Raw genomic sequence first — 23,394 nt, 5'->3', positions numbered from 1 at the left:
ACCCTCATCGGTCCTTCAAGGAGATCGCGCCCGGCGGGTCGGATCGCACAATCTGTCGCGATTTTCCCGCGTTTCGCAGTATCGTCCCCGAACATGACGCCGATTTATGTTCGGGGACGCCTGTGCGATGGACAGGATCCTCCTGTTCGTGTCGGGAGAACGCCTGTCGCATTTGTGCGGCGGATGGCCGCGTCATTTCCACCAGCCCTCGGGCAGATCGACCCCGCGCAACTTCAGCCAGTCCGTCACATCATGCGGATTGCACCGGACGGCCCCAAACACGGTACGCGTCGGCAATCCCTGATCGATCCACCGTTCGACGGTGCGGACGCTGACGCGGAGCGCTCCGGCTATGACCTTCTTGCCAAGCAAATTGTCTTGGTAGCGCCGGATCAGCGCACGCTTCGGCATCGGTCCCTCCTCGCAAGCCCAGACATCCGGCCAAGCCATGCGATAGACGCGACCGATGCGGGTCGCTTCGATCTCTCCCGCCCGGATCTTGCGCCGGACCGTGTCCGGTCGCAGGCCGAAATGGTTGGCAACTTCTTCAACTGAAAGCATGTTTTCCTCCTCAGGTTGTTCCTGAAAAGGAATTAGTCCCCGCGTTCGTGGTTCTGAAACACACGGAGACAGCCTCAATGGTGTCATGCCCGAATTAGAAGGATCAATTGGGCAGCGACACCATTGCTGTCGCGCCAATCCTCACGCAGCTGTGATCAGGCGCGTTTCTGCGCGACAACGCGGGCGCCCAATTCCTCCGAAAGGAGCCAGCAGATGAAACACGAAAAGACCCTGGAGCCGATAGGGACTGTCCCAAACTGGCACACCCCCGCAGACGCGCGCGCCAAGCTCTCCGGAATTATCGGCGGGTTCGTTGAAGCGGCCACGTCGGCTCCGGAAACGTCCGAGAAAGATTGCGCTGTGCTCGCTCTCAAGGTGACGGCCGGTCTCGGCAAGACGGCGACCACGCTTCGCGCGATCGCACGCGATGGGGAGGTGCTGCTCGCGCGCGGTCACGTGCTCTTCTACGTTCCGACGCTCGATCTCGCGGAGAGGGCGCACAGCGAGTTCCTTCGACTGGCGCCGGATATTCCGAGCCGCGTGATCCGCGGCCGTGAAGCCCTTCGGCCGGAGGACAGATCGCGGCAGATGTGCGAGAACTCGGATCTGGCCAAGAAAATTGCCGGTTTCGTCCCCTCCGTGACGCAAGCGCTATGTCGCGGAGCGGATGCCGACGGAAATTTCGTCCAGTCGTCCTGCGCATCGGAGTGTCCGTATCTCGCGCAAAAAGACGTCGCCGGACCGCATGTCGTCTTCCTTTCGCACGCATATCTGACGGTACACCCCCCGATCGACGACGATTACCCGGTCGTGCTGCGGGTCGTGGATGAAAAGGTCTGGCCGACCCTGACACGAATATCCCAAATTTCCGTCGAGGATTTTATGCGCGCTCCGCCGGCACGTGTCGACGAGGAGCTTCTCAATGCCCTGTCCAGGGCCAAGGGCCTCGTGGTCGACGGCCTCCAACGAGATCTGCCGCTCTACGAACGTGTGCGGCGAGATGGCCTCACAACCGACAGCATCAGCCGTCTCGCCGACATGGAGCGCAAGTCGCGGAAACATCTGGAGCTCAGCCCGTCACAGGATATGGCGGCGAAGAAATTCCGGGTGACCACTTTCGATAGCAGGGCTTTCCTGGCCTCCCGGCGCCGGCAGCGCATCTTTTCGCTGTTGTCAGAAAAGGACATCGGTCGCTGCAACATTCTGCGGCTGGCGGAGACCACCGTCGATGGCGCATCAAGGCAGTCGATCGAGATATTCACCACCGAGGATGTCCCCCGCGACGCGCCAATGCTGCTGCTCGATGCCGACGTAGACCGGGAGATCACAGAACGGGTTGTACCGGGTGCGGAGTTGATCGCCATCGAGTCTCCCCCGGATGCGGACATAGTCCAAATCAAGGACCTTACACTCTCCAACACGTGGATGCTCGACGAAGAAAAAGGCGCCGGGCGGCGCGCTGCCGTGCTGGACGTCCTCAAACGTGAAGTCGGCCGGGCCGCCGGAGCAGGCGTGCTCGTTGTCGCCACGAAAGCGGTTCTCGGGGCGCTCCATAAAGACGCCTCCGGTATCACTCCGAAGGATGACGCCGGGCTGAAACAACCGCTCGTCGGTGCAGTGCCTCGATGGTTCGGGCCGCGAACGCAAGGTGTCAACGATTTCGAGGATTTCGCGACGATCGTCGTGATAGGCCGCCTTCAGCCCGATGTTTCCGACATGGAAGGGTCGGCACGTGCGATTTTCGGGCAGGATCCGCTCCCCATCATCTCACATGAGAAGGGCCCGCTTCCGGCACAGAACTCCTTCCACCTGATGAACGACGGCTCAGAATCTCCGACGAAATGTCACACACACCCGGATACCAGGGCCCACTCCGTCATCGCCCAGACACGCGAATGCGGAACCCTGCAAGCGATCGCCCGGCTGCGCCTCGTTGCCCCGAAGCGCCGCAAACGCGTCGTGATCCTCAGCAACCTGCCCCTGCCAGGCTTTCCGATCTCCCGGCTTGTCGCCTTCGAGCAGCTCGCTCGCGGCCTCGAGCTTGAGCCGGATCCCGCAGGCTACGTTCGGATGGAAGCGGCCCTGCGGGCGTTGGGGGGGCGGTCTGTGCGCGGCACGCGCCTTTCGGCCGGCGGACTGGCCGCTGACCTTCCCCGCGATTTCAGAACAGACGAGATAGCGAAGAGATTTCGCCGTGGCCGACCTACCGAGCACCTCGTCGCACTCTGCGATCGTGTTTCCAAACGGAATGGGTGGCCGCTGACTCTGCTTGCGCTCCGAAAGCAAGGCGGCGGCCATGCAATCCCGGCAGTCGTGCTATCGACACCAAAAGATGCGCTGAACCAGGCACACCGGCTATGGCCGGACATGCACGCGACCTGCCGCGCCTGATATCCGCCTGAGTTTTTCTTTTTCGTAGCGCCAAAAGGACCAACATCCTTTTCAGCCCACAGCGGCACCTTTGGCAAACCCCGTTTCGCAAAGACTTTGCGAAACTCAACAAGGAACGAGAATGACCGAGAAGAAAACTGGCCGCCCTCCGAAGTATACCGAGGCGCAGGTTCTCGAAGGCATCGGGATCGTCGAGGAAAACGGTGATACCCCGACCGGCGAGGCTGTGAAGAAAGCGATGTGCGTCCACCTCGACGTGCCGCCTGGGATCAACGTCCAGAGCCTCGACAAGGAGGTCCAGCGGCTTCTCGATGAGCGGGCACGTCAGCAATCCGCGCGTCTGATCGTTGCCTTGCCTGAAACAAGCCGAAACGCAGTCCGAGAGATCAGCCGAACCGTGGAGTCTGCGGTCTTGCTGCATCTGGGCCGCGAGCATGATGAACTCCGTCGTATCAACGAACAGAAGGTCGCGCAGAAGGACATGGATCTGGCGAACCAGCGTGCGCAAATCCGCGACCTACTGATGAAACTCGATCAACAGGCAGAAGAGGTGGCCGCGCTCGAAGAAGCGGCGCGAGCGATGCAAGACCAACTTCATGAGACGCAGGAACGGAATTCGGCCCTGTTGACACGCATAACAGAGCTCGAACAGCGTCAGGACTTCAGGGAGGAAATGTTCGCGTTCATGAAGGATACGCTTGCTCAGCATGCTCCTCATCTGCCCGTGAATGAGTAGGCGAAGCCAATTCTTCTACTATCGGACACCATCGGCAAATCAAGCGGGCCGGCCTGTCAGAAAAACCATCCGCCAGACTGGTCAATGGCAATCAGACAAGGTCTTCAAGGAATTCCGAGACGCGACCTGCACCGGAAACCCACAAACGCTCTCTGGCCCGAGTGGTGGCGACATATAGAAGATGGCGTTCCGTCGCCATGATTTCCTCGATCATCGCCTCGTCTCTTGCTTCGAGGAGGCGATCCTCCTTGGGGATTACATCTTCGTCACATGCCATCACTGCCACGGCGCGATATTCGGAGCCCTTCGCATCGTGCATGACGCGAACTTCCGGTCCTTCGTCGCGGCCAGTAAGCGACCGGAAGGTGTCCCGGACGGCCTTGGCACGTGGAAGCTCGTCCTCGCTGCGAACCAAGAGTGCAACCTCCCGCTCTGTTAAACCCTCATCAGCCAAGTCGGCAAGCCAACCGGCGATGGCCTTGATCTCTGCATCAGCATCCGGGAATTCGGCGACGTCCGGTTCCGGGCCGTCGAAAAGCGAGACGACACCGGTGCGCCGATCCTCGTTGCCGTCCGCCTCAGTCAAGCTTGGGGGCAGCAGGCGGTCAGACTGGATTCGGATCTGTTGCGACGTCCGATAGTTGACCTTTAGGCTGCGCGATCGTCCCCGCACGTCCACTCCGGCAGCCTTCCACGGGAATGGCGCACGAAAGATCCGCTGGCCGATGTCACCGGCGAAGAACAGACCGTTCGGCAGGTCTCCGGCAATGGCCGACAGGAAATGCAGTTCCGGCACAGAAATATCTTGTGCCTCGTCCACCACCGCATGGGTAAACGGCCGCCGCGCGCCTGCACGATAATGTGCCGCGAGAGCGTGGAGCATCTGGGCGCGGGTTCGCGTGCCCTGTGTCTCCAGCGCGGCGCGGGCATCGGCGAAGACGTCCCACAACGCATCCCGGCGCGACGCCGCCATGCGCGTGAGCCGGCCCAGGCGCGGCAGGTCTCGGTATGCATCGCGATCGGTCACAGCCCAGGCATCCATAACGAGACGCCATTCGTCCTGCAGGAAGCCAGGGTCCACACCCACATCCGCCGCAGCGGCGGCATCGGCCAATGCCTCGGCGACATCATCGGGGGTCGCTTCCTCGACCGGGCCAAAGGCTTCGACGTAAAGATCGTGTGCCAGCTCCCCTAACGCGCGGGTCGTGACACGGTCTCGAACTGCCGTGTCCGGCAGCAGCATGGGCAGCTTGACCGCAAGCCCATCGGCGAGTCGCCGGTTGAATGTGGTGAGCAAGATGCGCGCCCCGGCATCTTCGCGGGCCAGCCGAGCCGCCCTGTGCAAGGCGACGACCGTCTTGCCGGTCCCGGCCGAGCCGATCACTCGGGCTGGGCCGTTGAAGTCCCGGTCCACGAATTCTTTCTGCGCCGGGTGCAGCCAGACAGCCCATCTCTCCCACGGCGCCTCAAGCGCGGCGGCCAGATCGGCCTCCGTGGTCGTGAGCCGGAAGCGCCGCACGGCATCAGGATGCTCGTAGGGATCTTCAGCGTGGGGCGCAGGCGCGGGCCGTTCGCCCGTGGCCGCCTGCAACAATGCCTCGCCGGCCTCGGCGGGAAGGTGGCCGGCGATGTCCAGCACTGTATCTTCAGTCGCATCGCGCACCGTTTCCAGCCAATCCTCTGGTACGCCCCAAGACAGCAGCGTGTCATCGTCCTCGTCGGCGAAGAGACGAGGTTTCTTCACGGCCTCCTCGACGTAGCGCTGGATGATAACGTCTTCGACGGTCTCGCGCATTTCGACGATCTGCGCCGCCCCCGTTCTCGGATGCACGTCGATCCGGCGCCGCTCGGCCCAGCGGTAGGCGTCATCATGGTGGCCGACCCAGGCGAGCAACGTTGCGCCGTCTTTCTTGTGCAGGACAAGCCTGACGTCGCGGTTCACTCGCGCGGTCCAGAAATGCGGGTCCTTGGCCCGGTCGACCCGATGCATCTGCAGGCCCGGGTTGCCAGGATTCATCTGCGCGTCGAAGGCCGCGGTCTTCGCGGCCTTCTGTTCCTGACCGGAAAGCTTGGTAAGCGCGTCGGAAAAGGTGTCAGCAATACGGAAGGTCATGGGTTGGACGCGAGATCCTCCTTCAAGGATTTCCCTGTGGTCGTGTTTTTCCAGTATTGGGGAGCACTGAGATTGCCGTCGTTGATGACATCGCCGGCAGCCGATGCGCTCGAGAATTCGTGGTCCTGCTGGAACACCCAAAGACTTGGATTCCGAGGATCGGGCGCCAGAATACCCTTGCGGACCAATTCGTCCGTCAGCCAGGTCTTCCGTTTCACATTGGGCGAACCGTCCTTCATGGCGGTCGAACCCGCTTTCACGACGAATTTCGGTCGACTGCCGCCTGTCGACGGATAGCCATGGGCTACGGCCAGCTGCCGCTCCAAGACGTATTCCACACTCATACCCCGATCACCTTCATCACTTCGTCCCCGAGGTGGTTGATCACCTTCACCGCGATCCGCCCGGACCTCGGTCGGGCAAACGCACGCGACTCGGTTCGCTTCAGGCTCTCCCAGGCCTCTTCGTCGATCTCGGCCTTCAGCGTCGTCTTGAGCTGCTTGTAGGGAATCTCGGCCCCCGGGAAATAGGCGTGGCGGACGAAGAAGCTCTGCTCGTCGTAATCGGTGTCGATGAACCAGCAGGCGATCTCGTCGGGGTCCGAGGACGACACTTCGCCCGTGGCGGGGCGGAAAATGTCAACGCCCAGGAGGCGCACGCGCAGCCGGTCGCCTTCTTCGACGATCTTGATGTCGGGCTCGCCGAATACCACAAAGAGGTTGCCGCCGCCGGCCTTTAGGTCGCCCGCCATGTGGAGGTCGGCGTTCATGCGGGCCTGCAGGACGGAGATCTTGCCCAACTTCTGGAACTCGGCGGTGTGGGCGTCGAAATTGAAGGCGCAGGCGATCACCAGGTCGAAGCCGGCATCGGCTGCCTCGCGCGCTGCGGCCACGAGGTCGGCGCGCTGGAGCGTGCCGTATTCGGGGCCGATCAGGATGCCGGCGCGGCGCTCGGTCTCGCCCTCCATGTAGCGGCCCTCGGCGGCGAGCCATTCGCCGGGCCAGGCGGAGAGCGAGGTGAAGTCGATGCGGTCCTCACGACCCGCCTGCTGGACCCCGGCCTTGGCGAGGTTCTCGAGGATCGCGGTGCGGTAGTTCTCGGCCTCCTGCTCCCCTGCCCCGCGGCGGCCACTGGCGGCGTCATGCTCGTCGATCAGCTCGCCCTGTTCGTTGACCGCCTGGGTACGGTGGGGCGAGAGGCTTTCGACAGTGAAAGGGCCGGCGACGCGGACGCGCTTTTTGTCCTCGTAGGGCTTGTCGTAGAGGTATTCGTGATCGGCCTTGGCGGCGATGCTGGCGTCGATTTCCTTCTGGCGGGCGATGCGCGCCTCCCAGAAGCGCGCATGCGCCTCGGCAGCCGCCCGAGGCCAAGGCAGCATCGGCACGCCTTCATCACTGATTACCTCGTCAAGCGAGTCTTCGGTGAAGCCATGATGCGAGCGCTTTCGGCCCAGATGCCCATAACTCGGGTCCTCGATGGCGTCGTTCAAAGCTTCGAGCCACTCGTCGAACTGCGGGTCCTGCTTGTCCCTGGCCCGGCGTGCGGTATTCCAGAGTTTCAGAACCTCCCCTTCCATCGGTGTTTCTGCCTTGCGGGGAACCTCCCATTCCATGAAGTCACCGCCGTCGATCTCTTCGCCAGAGGGAAGGGTCACCTCCGGCCGCTTCTTGAAATCAACGAAGCTGCCCTTGCGGCCACCGGTTTCGACCGGATGGCGACATGGGAAAGTGTCCATATTGTAGTTGATGTCGTGGAGAGCTTCCTCGACGGCAGGCTGCATCTGGTCCCAGATCGTGTCGATCTCGGTGTTGTTGGCGATGCTTTTCAGCGTGATATGGGGCACGCGCTGGTAGACGAAGCCGTGGCGGATGTCGTTCCAGGTGTCGGCGGTCGAGGGGGCGGAGCGGGTGACCTCGGCCTCCTTCTTCTGCCCGGCCTCGGAATCTTTGAGCAGATACCAGGGGTATTTCGCGCCCATGATCCTCGCGCGGGCGAGCGCGAGGGCGACGCGGGACGTGTCGATGGTGATCCAGCGCCGCCCCCATTGCTCGGCTACGTAAGCCGTGGTGCCGGAGCCGCAGGTGGGATCGAGCACGAGGTCGCCGGGATCGGTCGTCATGAGGAGGCAGCGTTCAACGACTTTGGTAGCGGTTTGAACGACGTACGTTTTGGATGGTTCGCCGCCAAGGTTGAACCAGTTGTTGGAGATTGCTTGAACTGGATAGTCGCGGAAATATACTTTGTAACGGACCGAGTTGCCGCTTTCGATCAGACGCCCGGCAAGCTTGGCACGAGTCATCCCGATCTCATTGGATTTCCAGCCTTGGCGCGGATGAGTAAGGCGGTTTCCGAAGAAGTCTATTGGGAACATGCAAGAGGAGTTGACGCCCGCAGCATGAAAAGGCTGTGTTGAAAAAACCGTCTCGGCAGTCCCATCCTTGACGCTGTCGCCTTTGAACATCGCAGGATTGGCCAAATTAGGATCCGAATTGCTATAAGATCCATCTGTTTGCCAGTCTCGAAGTTGAAACGCCTTGCGGATCTTCGTAGCGTCACGGTTCTTAGCAAACCAAATGATGAAATCAGAGTTGTTAGATATATGCGAGGATGCGAGTGTCATTCCTTTTCGGAAGGTTATTTGGCTTATGAAGTTTTCCTCGCCAAAAACTTCATCCATTAGCGCTCTTGCTCGGTGGACGTTCTCATCCCCGATCTGGATGAAGCAGGAGCCGCTCTCGGTCAGCAGCTCCCGCGCCACGACCAGGCGGTCCCTCAGGTATTGCAGGTAGGATTGGATGCCGTCGCGCCAGGTGTCGCGAAAGGCCTTCACCTGCTCGGGCTCGCGGGTCAAATGTTGGAGGTTGCCGTCCTTCACATCCCGCGAGGTGGTGGACCACTGGAAGTTGGAGTTGAACTTGATGCCATAGGGCGGGTCGATATAGATCGCCTGCACCTGCCCCTTCAGCCCCTCGCGCTCGGCCAGGCTCGCCATGACCTGCAACCCGTCGCCCAGGATCATCCGGTTCGACCATTTGCGGTGGTGGCGGTAGAACTCGATCTCCGCCTCGCGGTCGTCATCCGTGATGCCGAAATGGTCGAAGAGGTCCGCGCCGCCGCCCTCGCCGTTGCGTTTGCCCCCTGCCCGCAGATCCTCGATGATCGCCTTGGGGTGGACCTGTTCCTGCAGATAGATCGGCGGCGCGTCGACGGTGATCTCGGTCTGGTCGATGTCCTTGCCGCGCCAGATCAGCTGCGGGTCGAGATCCGGGTTGCGCTGTTCGTAGGCGACCTTGATGGGCCTGGCATCGTCCGGGTCCATCATGGGCGCGAGTTCCGGCGTCGGGATGTTCACGCGCTGGTCGTCGTGGGTGATGGGGTCGATCTGGGTCTTCTTGTCGGTCATTGTGCTCGCCTCGTTACGATCTCGGCGATCGCTTGTTCGTATGATTTCCGGGTGTGCTCCATCCAGTCGATCAGGTCCGGCCAGCCCGCGGGGTCGCTGTAGCTCATCCCGGCGCGTTTCCAAAGGAAGTGGCCGTTCGAGCCTTCGAACGTTGCACCCAGTGTGGCGGCCAGCCTGTCGGCGGCGGGCTGTAGCTTCTCGATCACGCTCTGCCCGTCCGATCCGCGCGCACCCCGCATAAACGCGCCGCAGTCCTCGCTGCCGACCCAGAGGGACAGGTAGGCTTCTTCGCCCAGTCCCTCGATGGGCACCCAGGCCGAGGACAGGCGCAGCGGACGCAGCCCCCATTCGGCGGCGCCGGGCACGCGGTCCAGGTAGGCCTGCCAGAAGGCGCGCCGCTTTTCGCCGACCTCGGACGGGGCGCTGGACTGGCGCGCTCTGCGCGTGAGGCTGCGTTCCCAATCGTTGGGTTTCTCGACAACCTCGAAAACAGGGGCAAGAGGGCTGTCACCGATCCTGACGACGCGCGCTTTGACGGCGAAGAAGGAAAAGCCGTCCGCCGTGTGTTCGTTGAGCCAGCGGATAGCGGACAGGTGAGGCTCGCGAAAAGCCGGTGCGATCCAGATAACGGTCTGCGCCTCAAGGCCCGCGAGGTAGGTCATGATCTGGCCCAGGTGGGTGTGGTCGGTAGTCTCCAACTGGTTTTCGATCAGAACGACATTGTCTTCCTCGTCGCGTGCCAGGATGTCGGCCGAGAAGGTCTCGACCGCGACCTCGGTGCCGGTCAGCTCGAGTTGGACGCCGATGGCTTCAGACAAGTGTTCGATGTTTTCGGCCAGCCAGGGAGTGAACTGGAGAGCCTCATGCGTCCAGGCTTCGCGCAGGGGAAGATCCTCAAGCCGGCCAAACTTGATGGCCGTCATGCAGGTTCTCCGACGGTCTGTCTGATAAGGCGGTCGAGATCCTCGGCATAGCTATATGGGTCAAGGAGCTCAGCATAGGCCCAGCGGCCATAGCGGCCGAGAGTGTTTACGCCTGGCACCCACTGATGCCGCGTGGTTTCTGCCTTCAGCCGGTCCTTGGCATCGCGGAAGCCCTTGGCTTCGATGATCAGGGTGGTGGGTTCGGGCGTGTTCAGCGCGACCAGGAAATCGGGGCGATAGTGTTTGGGTTCACCCTCGACGAGGTAGGGAATTTCAAAGCCGAGGTTATGGTTCTTGGCGTAGGCCCGGGTCATCGGGTGGTCCTCGATCACCTTGGCGAGCTTCGCCTCCCAGTCACTGTCGGTGACGATCCAGTTGATGTGCGACCGATCAGGACGTGGCCAGAACCGCGTGGCCTTGGAGGTATTGAAGGACACGTCCATGGTCGATCCTACGGGGCTGTAGGGCTCCAGCACGGCGCGGATGACGGTGTCACCGTCGCGGCCGACAGTGAGGGCGTGAAGGATCGTATCGCAGGCCTCGTCGGCGATCTGCTTATAGGTGAGCTGCGCCTTTTGTGTGCCGCCCGTGAGGATCAGGCGATCACTGTCGAGCCACTGGCGCACAATCCGCTTGGCGCGGGGAAAAAGATGGGTCTTTGGCGCCTCGCCCGCGTCGCGGAGCTTGTGCATGACGAGGTGAGAGGCGATCTTGGTCGCGATCTCCGAAGGTCGCATTTGGCCGAGGTGCTCGAGGGTGATGTGTGCTGGCTCGCCAACGATACCCTGCATGGTGACCTTAGTTGCTCCGGCCTTGGCCGGGGTCAGTTCATAGGGTTCGACCTTAGAGAAATCAACTGCGAGCGTGTCGTTGGGCAGGTCCGTTCGGTAGCCCTCGACACGCGGAAAGACGATTTCGAGGTGGTCGCGCTCTGGCGAGATGGCGCGGACCTGGACGACTTCACGTGGCGGCGTAGGAGGCGCAACACGGGGGCCATCTGAGAAGTTTAGCCCGTCGATGCCCATGATGTCGGCATATTCGGTAGTGAAGAGCCCTTCTTCGTTAACATCGTAGGACAGCCGTCGTAGGGCGCGACCGACGACCTGTTCGCAGATGAGACGCGTGCCGAAAGCCCGCAGGCCGAGAATGTGGGTGACGTTGTTGGCATCCCAGCCTTCGGTCAACATGGAGACGGAGACAACGCAACGCACCTGTTCACCGAGTTTCCCTTTCTTGCCGACCGTGTTCATCACCTCGCGGAGGATTTCGGATTCGTCGATCTGGTCTCCCTCATTGCGCGCGGCCTTCTCGCGGCGGAAGGCCTCGATCTCGGCGGCATGGGCCTCACGGAAGCCTTTGTCGACCTCGCCGCCGGATTCGATGGCGGCACTGTCGATCAGGATAGTTCGCGGCCGGTCGAGGCGCTCGCCGTCGTCGGCGTAGTTACGAAAGAGCGAACAGCGACCCTGAACGGTGTCGATGACGCCGTTCTCGTCCTCGCGCTCGAACCCGGCGATGTAATCGCGCACGAGTTCGGAATTGGTGGTGTTGTTGCAGACCACGATGAAAACCGGAGGTATGCCGACCTTCGCTATTTCCCATTCGCGATACGTTTTCTCGTAATGGCCGTAGAGCGCATCGATGGCGGTCTGTAGTTCCAGCGGCAGCTTTTGAGGGTCAGGCTTCTTTTCGCCGCGCGCCTTCTTCGGCATCTTTTTCCCGATGGCCTTCCAAAGGTTGCGATAGAGCGGTTCTGGCTGGCCTGCGACGTTATCCGCGACGGGGACACGAGGCAGCTTCACGATCCCGCATTCAATTGCGTCCATGAGAGAGAAGTCGCTGGCCACCCAAGGAAAAAGTGTGCCCTCCACCCAACCTGAACCGGACAGGAAAAAGGGTGTCGCGGACAGATCATAGACGGTCCGTATACCCAGATGGCGCTTGGCCGCCTCGAGGCCGGAGATCCAGAGCCTCGCCGCTTCGCTATTTTCTTCGGCCTCTTTCTTCGCATCTCCGGTCAACTTCTCCTGATCCGCGTCAGGACGTTCTCGATAGCAGTGATGCGCCTCGTCATTGATCACTGTAATCGGGCCCGAGGACATCAATTCAGGCATCACGCGGGCGAGCAACTGACCTTCGGTTTCAAGCGTCTGCGGACCGTCGCCATGGCCGGAAAGTGCGGCCCGTGTGCCTTTGGCAAGGGTCACCTTCTCCCGGAGCTTGAACGCATGATAATTCGTGATGACGATCTTCGCAGTCTGCATGTCTGTCATCAGATCGGACGGAACAAGATTCAGCCGGCCGTAGTAATTGTCCGGCTCCGAAGGCTTGAGAACACGCAGGCGATCACGGATAGTTATGCCAGGCGCGACAATCAGGAAACCCTTCCCGAAGCTCTTGGATGACGGCGAGCGCGCGGCATTGAGGACTTGCCAGGCCATCAGCATGGCCATGACCGTGGTCTTGCCTGCCCCGGTTGCGAGCTTGAGCGCGATGCGGAACAAGTCCGGATTGGCCGCCGCATTCGACGCCTTCAGCCATTCGAGGAACCGCCTACCACGCTTGCCGTCCTTCGGCGCCACCTCGGATAGCCAGATCGCGACCTCTACCGCTTCAAGCTGACAGAAAAAGGGCCGGATTGGAACGGTCTCGTCCGCCTGAATCGCCCGCCAATGCTGCAGGAGCCTTTGGGTGACGGGAGAGACCCTCCATTGCGCGGGGTTGGGCAGGTTGCGCCACGTGTCGACGGCCTCCCGCAACTCATTGATGTAGGGTGTCGGGTTGTAATCAACGTCCTCCGTCGACAGGTCATCGAAAGTCAGGCTCGCCTGTTTGCTGACCTTTGCCTTCGCCCCCGGCATTGCCGAAATCAGATCTGACTTTCTGCGCCGCTCGATAATGCGGTCGGTCGGACGACCATCCTTGTCCAATTCCCAATTCCGTTCCGGAACGCGGTAGGGCGAATTCAGGATTGGGGCGTCGAAAAATCTCTGAGACATCAAAGGACTCCTGTTCTGAATCGCACACTACCAGCGTAGCCAGACGGGGGAAGGGAAACGTCCGCCGTCCTGCAAAGCCACATCGAACCGCAAGTCTCTAAGCGCGCGGGCCTGCGCATCGGGGGTGACATCATGAGCGAACCGTGAAGTCCGGCGCGAGGCTTCGCGCCAAGCTCCGAACCCTTGGTCCAGAAACAGGGAAGTCTCCGATCCATCTTCGAAGCGGAAACGGAAGAAACGCGCATGGGCGCAGTCGGACTTTGTTCCGAGTATTACCGAAGCGCCAGGGAGGAGCGCCGACAGAACCTCCCCACGGAGCATATCCGTTTCCCAATTGTGCCAGAGTAGGAACCCTGGTCGTTCGGGCGACCCAAGCGCCTCTGTCACGATGTCCAGCCGCGTATCCGCGTTCTTCAATGGAAGCGTGCGCCATGCCTCGAAGAGGAGGCGCGCAGTGAACGGACTGCGCAAGTATCGATCATTGTAAGTAACCTGCACGAGACGGGCCGAGCCGGTGAAAACCTGAGGGCGCAGACCCTTCGCGATGCCCCAGAACCGCTGGCCGAACTGCCCGACCGGACCATCCAGTTCGGTGGTCACGTCCTTTTGGGCGGAGTTGCCCTCGCCATAAGCCGTGACCTTGTCCAACGAAAGCGCCGCGCTGACCGCCAACGGCACACGAGGGCCACGCACAGCCAGCGTCCGCGAGACGTCCCCCCAGTGACGGTTCACATGGCCGGCATCCTGATCTGGTGCAGCAATGGCAATCTCCTGCCCATCGAGACGGGTCTCAGCGAGGATTGGCGCATCGCCTGCCGCGGGCAGATCGTCTGCCAGGTGCAAGGTTGCGCGTGCACGGGTGACGAGGCGAACCAGGTCCAGCTTCTGCGACATCTCCAGGCGGTGGACATCAGACGACCGCATCACGATTGTGACCGGGACACCGGTACGGCCGGCATCTTCGGCAATGCGCGTTCCGGGCCATTCGGCCACGTCCCAGCCGGAAGGCGGGTCGGTAAGGAAGAGCGCCAGGCGCTCAATAGCGCCGTGTGCCAATTGCCGACCAATCCAATCGGCGAGCGGGCGCGTGACTGCCTGCGTTGATGGGCCGAAAAGCTGCAATGCCTCCGGAAGTTCAAGGCGCGGTAAGATCTCCTTCTTCAGCATCTCCAGCGCGCCGGGTCGATCCATTGCCGTGCCAAATTGCAGATCGCGCCGCAACACGCATTCCGGGCATCCCGTGGCGCAATTGGCCGGGCAGCTAAGGCGCGACGCGGCTTCGCGCAGGAGGCTTGGCAGGTCACGATCCGCAGCGGAGGCAAATCCAGATCCCCCCGAAGCCTTGTCATAAAGGAATACTGCGCTCCGCCGGGCCTCGTCGGGCCGCAGGCTGGGCGCGACGGCGAGGCCCATGGTTTCGGCATCCACGCCGAGCCGTGCGCCAAGCGCCTCCCGCAGCGCGGCGCCGATGGCTGAGGCCTTACCTTTGCCTGCTTCAGTGCTTGGCAGCGAATCGAGCTGAAGCTCGAACACGTCGGTCACCATCTCGGTTCCGAGTTTCACATGCCGCCGGATCTTGCGAGAGGCGTCGTCGTTCGCCGGGCAAAGCCCGTCGTGGCGTGGGTTGTCGCGCAGCTTTTGAAGGGGCCGGTGTCGGACCATCCCGGCGGGCAGCGGCGAGTCGTGTTCTCCGATCTCTGCCTCTGCGCGACCGCAGGCGATGCAGACCGCGTAGCCGTCACCGTGATCGCCCGAAGCGGTGACCAGGACCCGCCCTTCACGCGCAGTGCGTTGGCGGCCGACCTCGGGATCGGGAAGCGACACCCAGTTCTCCGGCTCGGCCGACACACGGGGCGGGTCGGGCGGCACATAGGCCAGTTTCTCATAAGCGCTGTGTGGACGGCGGGTCCCGAGGAAGCCCGCAGGGCGCAAAATCTCTGTTCGGACGAGTGGTTTACCGCAGCGCGGGCAATCGGCTGCCTCGTGCCGCGTGGTGCCGAACAGATTACACGACCGGCAGGTGAACAGTGTCCGGAGATCCTCGACCGAGCCGGGATCGTTACGGTTGCCCCAGGTCGGCAGCACGCCATCGGACCGATGTACCAGCCCGTCAATCACCACTTCACATCCTGGCGAATACTCCCGGATTGCCATGTCCAGCGGGCGCGAAGGCCCGGGCTCGCCCCGCCCTTTCCCGGCATGGTCAAAGGAAACCACATCCACCGGGAAGCCATAGGAAGGCGTGAACCCGCGTCGGGCAAGTTCGGTCATCATGAACTCCTCCCGCAAGCGCTTCGCGCGCTTGCGGTAGAGCCAATGCGCCGGGTCAGTATCAGCATAGACCGACTGCGCCTCGACGAGTTGTTCGTATTCGTCGCGCCAGCGATTTCGCATGGCGCCAAAGTCGCCCTCGGCGCGCGACACCAGCCCAGTATGGCCTGCAAGACAGGTCCCCCTGACCAGCCTGGCCAGCGCCTGGGAGACACCGTCCTGAGCGCCCCAATCGCCCTTGAGTGCAAAGAGGAAATCATCGGCCACACTGTCGGGCAGGAAGGGCGCGTCCATCGCCTCCGTCGCGCCCATGAACGAGGCCATGTTAGTCCGAATGCTCATCCCGCCACCCTCGCGCAGGAAGAGCCCCAACAGCGCCGCATTCACATGGCGCTGCACAAGGATCGCGGAGTCGAGCCGGACCTGCGGCGCCGCGACCTGCGCGCCGAGCAATCTCTCCGGCTCGCGGAAGATCATATTGTCGAGCGGCAAGTCCTTGCAGAAGGTGAACGCCATGGCCCATGGCTCACCCCGTCGACCGGCACGACCGATACGTTGCCGGTAGTTGGCAGGAGAAGGCGGGACGTTGGTGTTTACCACAAGACCAACGTCAGGAATGTCCACGCCCATTTCCATGGTTGTGGAACAGTTCAGCACGTTGATCCTACCCTCACGGAAAGCGTCCTCATAGGTCTTCAGGCTCTGCCGGTCGATCTGTGCGGAATGCTCCTGGGCGCGCAAGAAAGGCGTGAACTCGGCAGTCCGGTCGTGCAAATCCGTCCAGTGCCCCTCGAGGCGGAGCCCGGCGACGATCGGGTCGTGCGCAAGCCAGGCCCGCAGCGTATCCCGTTGGGCCGCCGATGTGCCAACCGGCACGGCCAAGGGTAGCGTCGGCATAGCGACGGCGCGGGTGACTTCGCTTGCGGCAATGGCGTTCAGCGACAGCCCTCCCGGCGCGAAGGGCAGGAGCCGCCGGGTGACCGAGCACTCGAATGCCGTTTCGACCGGTGCGATGGCGGCCCTTTTGAACTCGACACGCCAGACGCCGGAGGCGGCATTGACGATGACTCCCGCCTTGCGCAGCCGGTCCCAGATCGCCGCAAGTGTAGCGGCGGCGCGCTCTACGTCCGTGGCGCTGTCCATGCTGCCACCGATCAGACGATAGACGAGACGGACGAGGTTGGAGCGATCGGATTGCGCTGTTGGAAAGAAACGGGGGTTACCAACACCAGGCACGTCGTCCTTGGAGAGACCAGGTTCCACGACCGCGGACAGAGCGCTGTGCGGCGAGATCCAGTGCCGCACGTCCGCAGGGTCTTCCGGCAGTCGGATCGCCAGGTTGGTTCTGAACACAAGGTCCACAGCCGCATGCAGAAGATCGGCCCAGACGGTTTGATTTTGGCCCGCCTCGCGCAGAGGATCGGGAACCGACAAGCGCGCCTGCGCGACAAGCTCGGGGAACAGAAGCCGGGCCAGGCCCATCGTCTCGACGTTGTTCTGAAGACGGGGACGGCGGAAAAGCTCGCGGTAGAGAAACAGCTCGGCCAAGGCCGTGGGATGGGTTCCCAATGCATCGTCGCCCTTCTCCGGCCGATTGTGCCAGACTGGCCGCGCGAAGTTGCGGAACTCTTCATTCTGTGCGACGCGCTGCACCATATCCGACCACGGCACGGGCCTCGGGGCGCCTTCGGCAGCGTGCAATGCGGCCTCTTGTTCCGCCAAGCTCGCTGCGAGCAAAGGATTGGATGCGGCCGCCGGGCGGAGAGCTTCAATAGTGGCCCGGATCTGGGCGGCTTTTTCCGGATCGCCCTCCCGGTTCTGGACCGAGTGGTACATGATTGCCCGTGTCAGCGTGCGCTCCGCATCCTGCTGGAGCTTCGCAGAGAAACGCGCGGTGCCCTGGCGGGAGTCTGTGAAAGACAGAAGCCGCCGCCCCCCGAACGGAACCGGATGGTCATGGCTACTGGGCTTAGCTGCCTCGATGAGCAGCGGCATCGCGTTGCCCATCAGGAACGGCGCACCGAAACGTTGGGGACGCACGGTAACGCCCTTGTGCCCGGCACGCTCGCAACACCTGCGATCTTGTTCCGCGAGGATGGTGAGCGACAGAACGCGGTCTCCCTCCTTTGGATGTTCGAACAGGTGCGCGTCGGAAAAGCGAAGAAATTCCCCCTCAGTCCCGTTTCCGGGTCCGACGATCACGTTTTCGGATAGAAGCGATGCGGCAGGTTCACCGTCATCGTCGTCCTCGGGTTCCACATCCAAGATGTAGTCGTCATCGATCCCCGCTCCGTGAGCTGGTCGCAATATACGATGTGGGCCCTCATTGACGACCTCTGCGCGCAGCCATGGGGTGCCGCATTCATCGCAAGCTGCGATCTCCAACACCGGTGCTCCGCAGTCGCACCTATCCCTTTCGGCGAAGTGGATCCTACCGAAGGGCCAGTCTCGGTCCTCCTGAAGCAGGGCCTCGTCGCGCTTGGAACACTCGGGATCGACACAGGCCCAGAGCCCGCCTTGCGCCCGATGGAACACATGCAGCCGCCATGGGGCAAGCGCGACGCCTGTGTCCGGATCAATCGCCTGCGCCGCCGCTTCAAGAAGGCGCAGCGCGCCTTCCGTATCGCTTTCGCGCCCCATCAACGCTGCCGCCGCACGAAGGCCGATACCGCGATCACGCATCGCGGTGCGCACCTTTCGCAATCGAGGGTTCGGAGCCAGCTTGCGCCACAGTACATCGGGCGCAGACGGCATCGTATCCGGCTCCAGCGTTTCGTCCGGGCCTTCTGGCGGCAGATGAGGCGCTCGTTCCTGACCTTCTATCACCTCGACCTGAGCGGGGCTCAGGCCCGCCAGATCGGCCAGGAACTGTCGCAAGGTCTCCCGGTTCTCGTCGCCTTCGCCGATCGTTGCGGACGTCGCAGCAAGGCGGACATCTTCCGGAGCCACCCCGAATGCATCGCGCACGCGGCGCAGCAGAAGAGCCATCTCCGCCGCCTGTGCACCGACGTAACTGTGCGCCTCGTCAAGCACGATCCACCGCAGCGTGCCCTGCGACTTGTCAAGGATCGGCCGATCCTGTGCACGCATCAGCATGTATTCCAGCATGGTAACATTGGTCACCATGAGCGAGGGTGTCGCCTGGCGCATCGCCCGACGTTCCATCACCTGAGCGCCGCGTCTCTTGGGTCCCGGCAGAGTATCCGGCATGTGGCGGTTGTAGAGCGCATAAGACAGCCGGTTTGCCAGCGGGTCCATCCACGCACCCAGGCGCTCTTTCTGACTGTCGATCAGAGCGTTCAGCGGATAGAGCACGATGCCCCGCACGCCCGTTTCGCCGGGTTTGTGGCTGCGTAGAAGGTCGTTCAGCATCGGGATCATGAAGCACTCGGTCTTGCCTGACCCGGTCCCGCTGGTGACCATGAAACTGCGCCCAGCCTCGGCCGCCTCCCAAGCGCGGAGCTGGTGCAGGTATGGCGCGACATCGTCGCCGCGCCGTGGCCAGCGTCGGTCATTCGGTGTGCCGTCCAGCAGGGTCCCGCGGTCCAATGCCGCGACAAGATCTTCGTCGAGCATCCCTCCGGCCAAGTCGTCGAGGCATACGTCTGCCCGTTCCCAAACGCGCGCCGCCTCGAAGACCGGGTCAGCCACGAAAGCGTCAGGTCCGCCGGCCTGCCCGTGCAACCGCGCAGACAAATTGGCGCGTAAGCTGCGCGACTGCACGCGTCCCTTACCGATGACAGCGTCAGCCGCGCGGTCGTTCACGCGCGCCAGAATCGCGTTGTATCCAGAACTCGGCAATGCGCTCTGGTCTTTCATGGTTCGCCCTCTCAGGTTCTCTGCTGCGCCAGCCAGGCGATTGCTGCCGGTTGCGCAGTCTCGTAGGCGGCCTGGTCTGCCTGTACCGCAAGCAGCAGCTCTACACGTTCTCTGGTGGTCGGCGGCGGTCGCAGGCCGAAGGCAATCTCGGCCACGACAAGCGGTGCCTCGATCAAGCCGCGCAAGTCGGGGTGAAAGACATCGAAGCCGGAGGGACGTCTTCGCGCGGCCAAGGTGTGCAATGAATGCGGATTCTCGGCTTGGCGGCTAATGATGGCTCGCGCGGTTTCCAGCAGCGTGCCCTCAGGATTCTGTAGCCCGCGCGACAGGCCGCCAAGGCGCTGTGCAAGGGCGGCGATTGCCATCGGATCCAATTGCTGAAGCGCGAGGGCGACATGTCCCTCCAGTGCCGGACGCAACCGCAGGATGTCCGCCGCACGCGCGGTCACAGCGTCGCGGGCATGCTCGTCTGCCCTATCGGCAAGAGCAGGCAGCGCTGCCAAAGTCGCGTGCACAGCCGCCGCCTCATCCGCGAAGCCTTTCGCCCAATCCACAGGACCGATGAAAGACCATCCCGGGCCACCGTGCAAATCCAGAGATAGTGCGTCCTCAAGGTCGGACGGCGCGACACGAAACAGCAGTCGTACGGCAGCCGAGGGCACTTTTGCCAGTGCGTGCACCTCGTCCAGTGCGGATGGCGAGACGCCGTTTGCAAGAAGCATCTCGGACAAGGCAGCCAGGCGAGCGAGGTCATTTTCGATGTTGGTTTCTGAAAAGCGGCGGGCGTAGTGCGCAATACGGTCAGCCCGTCTGGGCGCATCCTGTCCTGTAGTCCCGGCAGGCTCAGGACGTACGTAGGGGCGTGGGGGGCGCATAGGCGCGCTGCCTCTCCGCGGCAACAGGAACCAGCGCCCTCTTCCCAGGTGCGAAAGGCCCCGGGCTCCAGTCTCCACCACGCGGGCCGGGTCGTTCAGATCTACGGCAGTGATCGCGAGCGCGGGTTCGTGCACCGGCGTCTGGTCATTGAGCACCAACACGTCCTCGCCCAGAAGCCGTGTTTCCCCCAGCGCGTGACGCACTATGAGTCGCGGCGATTGGTCTGCGCCCGTGATCACCCTAAGCCGGAGCTCGGCATCGGCACCGCCTGTCACGAGCATCTCTTCCAAGAGTGACCGAAAAGCCGACAGTGGCTGCTCGACCGTTACCCGCCTGCCGACGATCGGCGCACCTCCAGCCGAGGCACTGTGCAGACGGATCCGCAACTCTGTCCGCCTATCTTCCGCCGGGACGATCCGCCAGTCCTTCAGGGTCTGCATCGAGATGTCTTGGTTTGACGCCAGTGTCTCGCCCGCGACTGTCTGGAACTCGCCCCGAGGGCGCGGCAGATTCAGGACCCAGGACATGGGCGGCGCCCCATTGGGACCGGCCAACGTCAGTGGCAATCGCGCCTGGCTGCCTATGGGAGCGTCAAGCCGCACCTCGACAACGCCATCGGCGTCGGGTTGCTGCGGTTTTCCGGATGCTACCCGCAACAACCATCCTTGCGGCACGCCATCAAAACGGATCCGCCTGCATGGATCGTCCCCATACGTCACCTCCCCGGCCGAGAACTTGGGAGGGACCAAGTTCACCGTGACCCGGGCACCAACCCCGGCGCCCTCGCGGACGGCGAAGGAAACGCGGCCCATCATTGTATCCGAGGGGGATCCGCCATGCCATATCGTGCTCCCCGCTATCTGATGGCGCAGTTCCGCTCCGAGCAATTGTCGGAAACCACGTCCGGGATGCCGATGAAGGATCGCCGGCACTCCGCGATGCACCGGCGTGCCGCGCGTATCGAGCAAGCGATATTCCAATGGGCCGCTTGCGTGGATCTCTTCGCGGGTATCTTCTTCAGCTCCTGTTTCGATCTGGGCATTGCCGCCGGCGACAAGGACACGCCCGTTCCCAGACAGTCGCCAGATCGTCCCTCCAGGCACCGATCCGTCAGGTTCGGCAACAAGAGAGCCGGTGCAATCGGGAACCTTGCCTCCTTCGGCCAGCATCCAGACATGCGGGTCATGTGTCCGGAGGGCCCCGTTTCCAGCATAAGACAGCGCCTCGGCCCCGGCTTCACCCATTTCCGCCAGCCTCCAGAACGTCGGCCCGGCATCGATCTCGATCGCCTCGCCACCGGCGAGCCTCACCCGGCCGAGGAATGCTCCATCGGCCATGGCCATCAGTTCGGCCCCAGTATTCAGCGGGAAATGAAAGCGCGCCGTTCGGCGCCCGCTGATCCGGCGGCTGTCCCAGGGCCTGTCGGGCGTCTCTCGATCCAGAGCGAAGAGCAGGTCCGGCACGGCTGATGCAAGCGCGCCGACCGGAGCCAGACGCAACCGTCGTCGATCCGGTTCGACGCCCTGAACCAGTTGCGGCGCAATTTCTGCAGCCTCCTCGACTTCGATCCATGCTGACCAATTACCGTCTTCGCAGCGTCGCAGCACCCGGGTCATCGGGTCTGTAACCAATCCATGACGAGCGGAGACGAGGACTGCGTCCGATAACAGGCTTCGTGCGGCGTCACCATCGAGCCGCAAAGAAAGGGCGTCCCTCCAGCCCGGCTTGCCCCGGTCAAGAAACGGCTCGACCTCCTGCGCCGACATGCCTTCCGGCGCGAGCTCCCTCAATTCGAGAACCTCGAAAGCGAAATCCACGAAGAGCGCGTGATATTCGCCCGTGCGGTAGCCGACGGGAAGGCGGCGCGTCCGCTGGGCCGCGAAAGTCAGTGCAACATCCCGCGGGCACCCCAGTCCGATGCGGGAAAGATCGGCCACCAATCCGACCAGCGCGGCGCGATAGCCGCCCCGCTGGTCGCTCAGGAGCCTGACCGGGATCCCGCCCTCCGCGGCGATGGCGCGCAGATACTGCACGCCGCTGTCCAGCCGGCGAACGGAGCGTCCCATGCGCGCCATGCCCACGCCCGTGATTTCACGCAGCTGCTGCTGGGTGAGGGCAATGCCCAGCGGCTCCGTCAGGAATTCCCACGACAGTCCGCCGCCGTCATACTCTTTCCGATATCTTTCGGCCGCCCAAAGAACAAAAGGTGCAGCCGCAGTTTTGAAACGGCCAAGCTTTAGATTGTGTCCGACAGTGTCTCTAAGCTCGTGATAGAGTTTCTCGCCGACGCAATAGGCATACAAGGGCCTTCCATCCGGCTCCACTCCAATACCCTGGACTGAATCGTCAACTAATGCCATTTCAAGAACCCTACCCCGGAGCAACCATGCGACCCGCCTCGAGGCAATGCAAGATGCATGTTTCTGATTTTCCGTGGCGTCATATTTGATAGGGAAATTTGAATTTGTACCAAGAAGGGCACAACGTCGATCCATTAAATATCTACGTATTGACTCTCGACCTATCGGAGCAAGGATCCCGCCAGTTACGAAATTGCGGCCACGTTTAACGTTTGAAGAACATCAATTGTGCCAGCAAAAGCCCAAATCTGCATGCTCAACCAATTGATGTCGCCATCGGAATCGCTTTCCAAATAGTTGCAGGTAAGCTATTTCTCGAACACCCGCGCGGTCAATGAGCCGGCAAGTCTACGGTTGTGTAGCCCGCAGGCTTTGTTGCGCAAAGTCGGATGTAGGATTCATCTCGTGAATTCAGAGTGGTAGCTGGGGCGCCATGAGCAGACCTCTCCCGCCGAACTACAATACCAAGAACTGGCCGGCCTATAACGAAGCGCTGAAGCAGCGTGGCTCCCTGACGATCTGGTTCGATCCGGACATGGTCTGGGTGCCGTCGGCGACCGGCAAGCGAGGCCGGCAGCGGCGATATAGCGACGCCGCGATCCAGACGTGCCTGATGATGAAGGTTCCCTTTGGCATGGCGCTTTGGCAGACGACCGGTTTCGTTGAAAGCCTCCTGCGCCTGGTCGGCCTCGACTGGGCGGTGCCGGATTTCAGCACGCTGAGCCGGCGCCAGAAGGCCTTGGCGGTGACCGTTCCCTACCGCGGCTCCGAGGGGCCGCTGAACCTGCTGATCGACAGCACCGGCATCAAGGCGGAAGGCGAAGGCGAATGGCACGCCCGCAAGCATGGTGGCGCTAAACGCCGCCTGCGGCGCAAGATTCACATCGGCGTCGATGAACAGACGCTGGAAATTCGGGCCAACGAGGTCACATGGAGTAGGGA

The 23,394-nt window shown here is 62.4% G+C and carries 11 protein-coding genes; 3 read left to right on the top strand and 8 right to left on the bottom strand.

What is annotated here, in order from left to right; genetic code table 11:
* Window positions 1-192: 192 nt before the first annotated feature.
* Window positions 193-561 (bottom strand): helix-turn-helix domain-containing protein, encoded by a 369-nt coding sequence (locus OCH239_RS05210; protein WP_037259635.1) that lies wholly within the window; start codon window positions 559-561, stop codon window positions 193-195.
* A 213-nt stretch (window positions 562-774) separates the two neighbouring features.
* Between OCH239_RS05210 and OCH239_RS05205 the strand changes: the two genes are divergently transcribed.
* Both OCH239_RS05205 and OCH239_RS05200 read left to right on the top strand, forming a co-directional pair.
* Window positions 775-2,952, top strand: coding sequence for a P-loop NTPase family protein (locus OCH239_RS05205; protein ID WP_037259627.1), 2,178 nt, complete (start codon window positions 775-777; stop codon window positions 2,950-2,952).
* A 121-nt stretch (window positions 2,953-3,073) separates the two neighbouring features.
* Complete coding sequence (locus tag OCH239_RS05200) at window positions 3,074-3,688, top strand: hypothetical protein (RefSeq protein WP_037259625.1); 615 nt, start codon at window positions 3,074-3,076, stop codon at window positions 3,686-3,688.
* 91 nt (window positions 3,689-3,779) lie between these two features.
* Here the strand turns inward: OCH239_RS05200 and OCH239_RS05195 are convergent, their stop codons facing one another.
* Genes OCH239_RS05195 through OCH239_RS05165 form a run of 7 tightly spaced genes read right to left on the bottom strand, consistent with a single transcriptional unit; the run spans window position 3,780 to window position 22,452 of the window.
* Complete coding sequence (locus tag OCH239_RS05195) at window positions 3,780-5,801, bottom strand: UvrD-helicase domain-containing protein (protein ID WP_037259623.1); 2,022 nt, start codon at window positions 5,799-5,801, stop codon at window positions 3,780-3,782.
* Window positions 5,798-6,145, bottom strand: coding sequence for a DUF4357 domain-containing protein (locus tag OCH239_RS05190; protein WP_037259621.1), 348 nt, complete (start codon window positions 6,143-6,145; stop codon window positions 5,798-5,800). The genes OCH239_RS05195 and OCH239_RS05190 overlap by 4 nt, the downstream gene beginning before the upstream one ends.
* Entirely contained in the window at window positions 6,142-9,204 is a 3,063-nt protein-coding gene (locus OCH239_RS23490) for a site-specific DNA-methyltransferase (protein ID WP_037259620.1), read from the bottom strand. Before OCH239_RS23490 ends, OCH239_RS05190 begins: the two co-directional genes overlap by 4 nt.
* On the bottom strand, window positions 9,201-10,127 hold the full coding sequence (locus OCH239_RS21620) for a PDDEXK family nuclease (protein WP_051489311.1): 927 nt from the start codon (window positions 10,125-10,127) through the stop codon (window positions 9,201-9,203). Before OCH239_RS21620 ends, OCH239_RS23490 begins: the two co-directional genes overlap by 4 nt.
* A complete protein-coding gene (locus OCH239_RS05175) occupies window positions 10,124-13,126 on the bottom strand; it encodes a BPTD_3080 family restriction endonuclease (protein ID WP_037259618.1) in 3,003 nt (1,000 codons plus the stop codon). Before OCH239_RS05175 ends, OCH239_RS21620 begins: the two co-directional genes overlap by 4 nt.
* Window positions 13,127-13,153: 27 nt before the next feature.
* Window positions 13,154-19,216 carry a DEAD/DEAH box helicase gene (locus tag OCH239_RS05170; protein ID WP_037259615.1) on the bottom strand — a complete coding sequence of 2,021 codons (6,063 nt, stop codon included), beginning with the start codon at window positions 19,214-19,216 and terminating at the stop codon, window positions 13,154-13,156.
* A gap of 11 nt (window positions 19,217-19,227) precedes the next feature.
* Window positions 19,228-22,452 carry an STY4851/ECs_5259 family protein gene (locus OCH239_RS05165; RefSeq protein WP_280110273.1) on the bottom strand — a complete coding sequence of 1,075 codons (3,225 nt, stop codon included), beginning with the start codon at window positions 22,450-22,452 and terminating at the stop codon, window positions 19,228-19,230.
* A 433-nt stretch (window positions 22,453-22,885) separates the two neighbouring features.
* Between OCH239_RS05165 and OCH239_RS05160 the strand changes: the two genes are divergently transcribed.
* On the top strand, window positions 22,886-23,394 hold a 509-nt coding region (locus tag OCH239_RS05160; protein WP_037259944.1), incomplete at its 3' end, for an IS5 family transposase.

It is taken from the genome of Roseivivax halodurans JCM 10272, from assembly GCF_000521785.1.
Classification (GTDB): Bacteria; Pseudomonadota; Alphaproteobacteria; order Rhodobacterales; family Rhodobacteraceae; genus Roseivivax; species Roseivivax halodurans.
The sequence above is the reverse complement of the archived record's forward strand: the minus strand, read 5'-3'. Positions and strand labels throughout refer to the sequence as shown.

Excerpts from the sequence above, each read along its gene's own strand:
- OCH239_RS05210 (WP_037259635.1), bottom strand. The coding sequence starts at position 561 with ATGCTTTCAGTTGAAGAAGTTGCCAACCATTTCGGCCTGCGACCGGAC.
- OCH239_RS05205 (WP_037259627.1), top strand. The coding sequence starts at position 775 with ATGAAACACGAAAAGACCCTGGAGCCGATAGGGACTGTCCCAAACTGG.
- OCH239_RS05200 (WP_037259625.1), top strand. The coding sequence starts at position 3,074 with ATGACCGAGAAGAAAACTGGCCGCCCTCCGAAGTATACCGAGGCGCAG.
- OCH239_RS05195 (WP_037259623.1), bottom strand. The coding sequence starts at position 5,801 with ATGACCTTCCGTATTGCTGACACCTTTTCCGACGCGCTTACCAAGCTT.
- OCH239_RS05190 (WP_037259621.1), bottom strand. The coding sequence starts at position 6,145 with ATGAGTGTGGAATACGTCTTGGAGCGGCAGCTGGCCGTAGCCCATGGC.
- OCH239_RS23490 (WP_037259620.1), bottom strand. The coding sequence starts at position 9,204 with ATGACCGACAAGAAGACCCAGATCGACCCCATCACCCACGACGACCAG.
- OCH239_RS21620 (WP_051489311.1), bottom strand. The coding sequence starts at position 10,127 with ATGACGGCCATCAAGTTTGGCCGGCTTGAGGATCTTCCCCTGCGCGAA.
- OCH239_RS05175 (WP_037259618.1), bottom strand. The coding sequence starts at position 13,126 with ATGTCTCAGAGATTTTTCGACGCCCCAATCCTGAATTCGCCCTACCGC.
- OCH239_RS05170 (WP_037259615.1), bottom strand. The coding sequence starts at position 19,216 with ATGAAAGACCAGAGCGCATTGCCGAGTTCTGGATACAACGCGATTCTG.
- OCH239_RS05165 (WP_280110273.1), bottom strand. The coding sequence starts at position 22,452 with ATGGCATTAGTTGACGATTCAGTCCAGGGTATTGGAGTGGAGCCGGAT.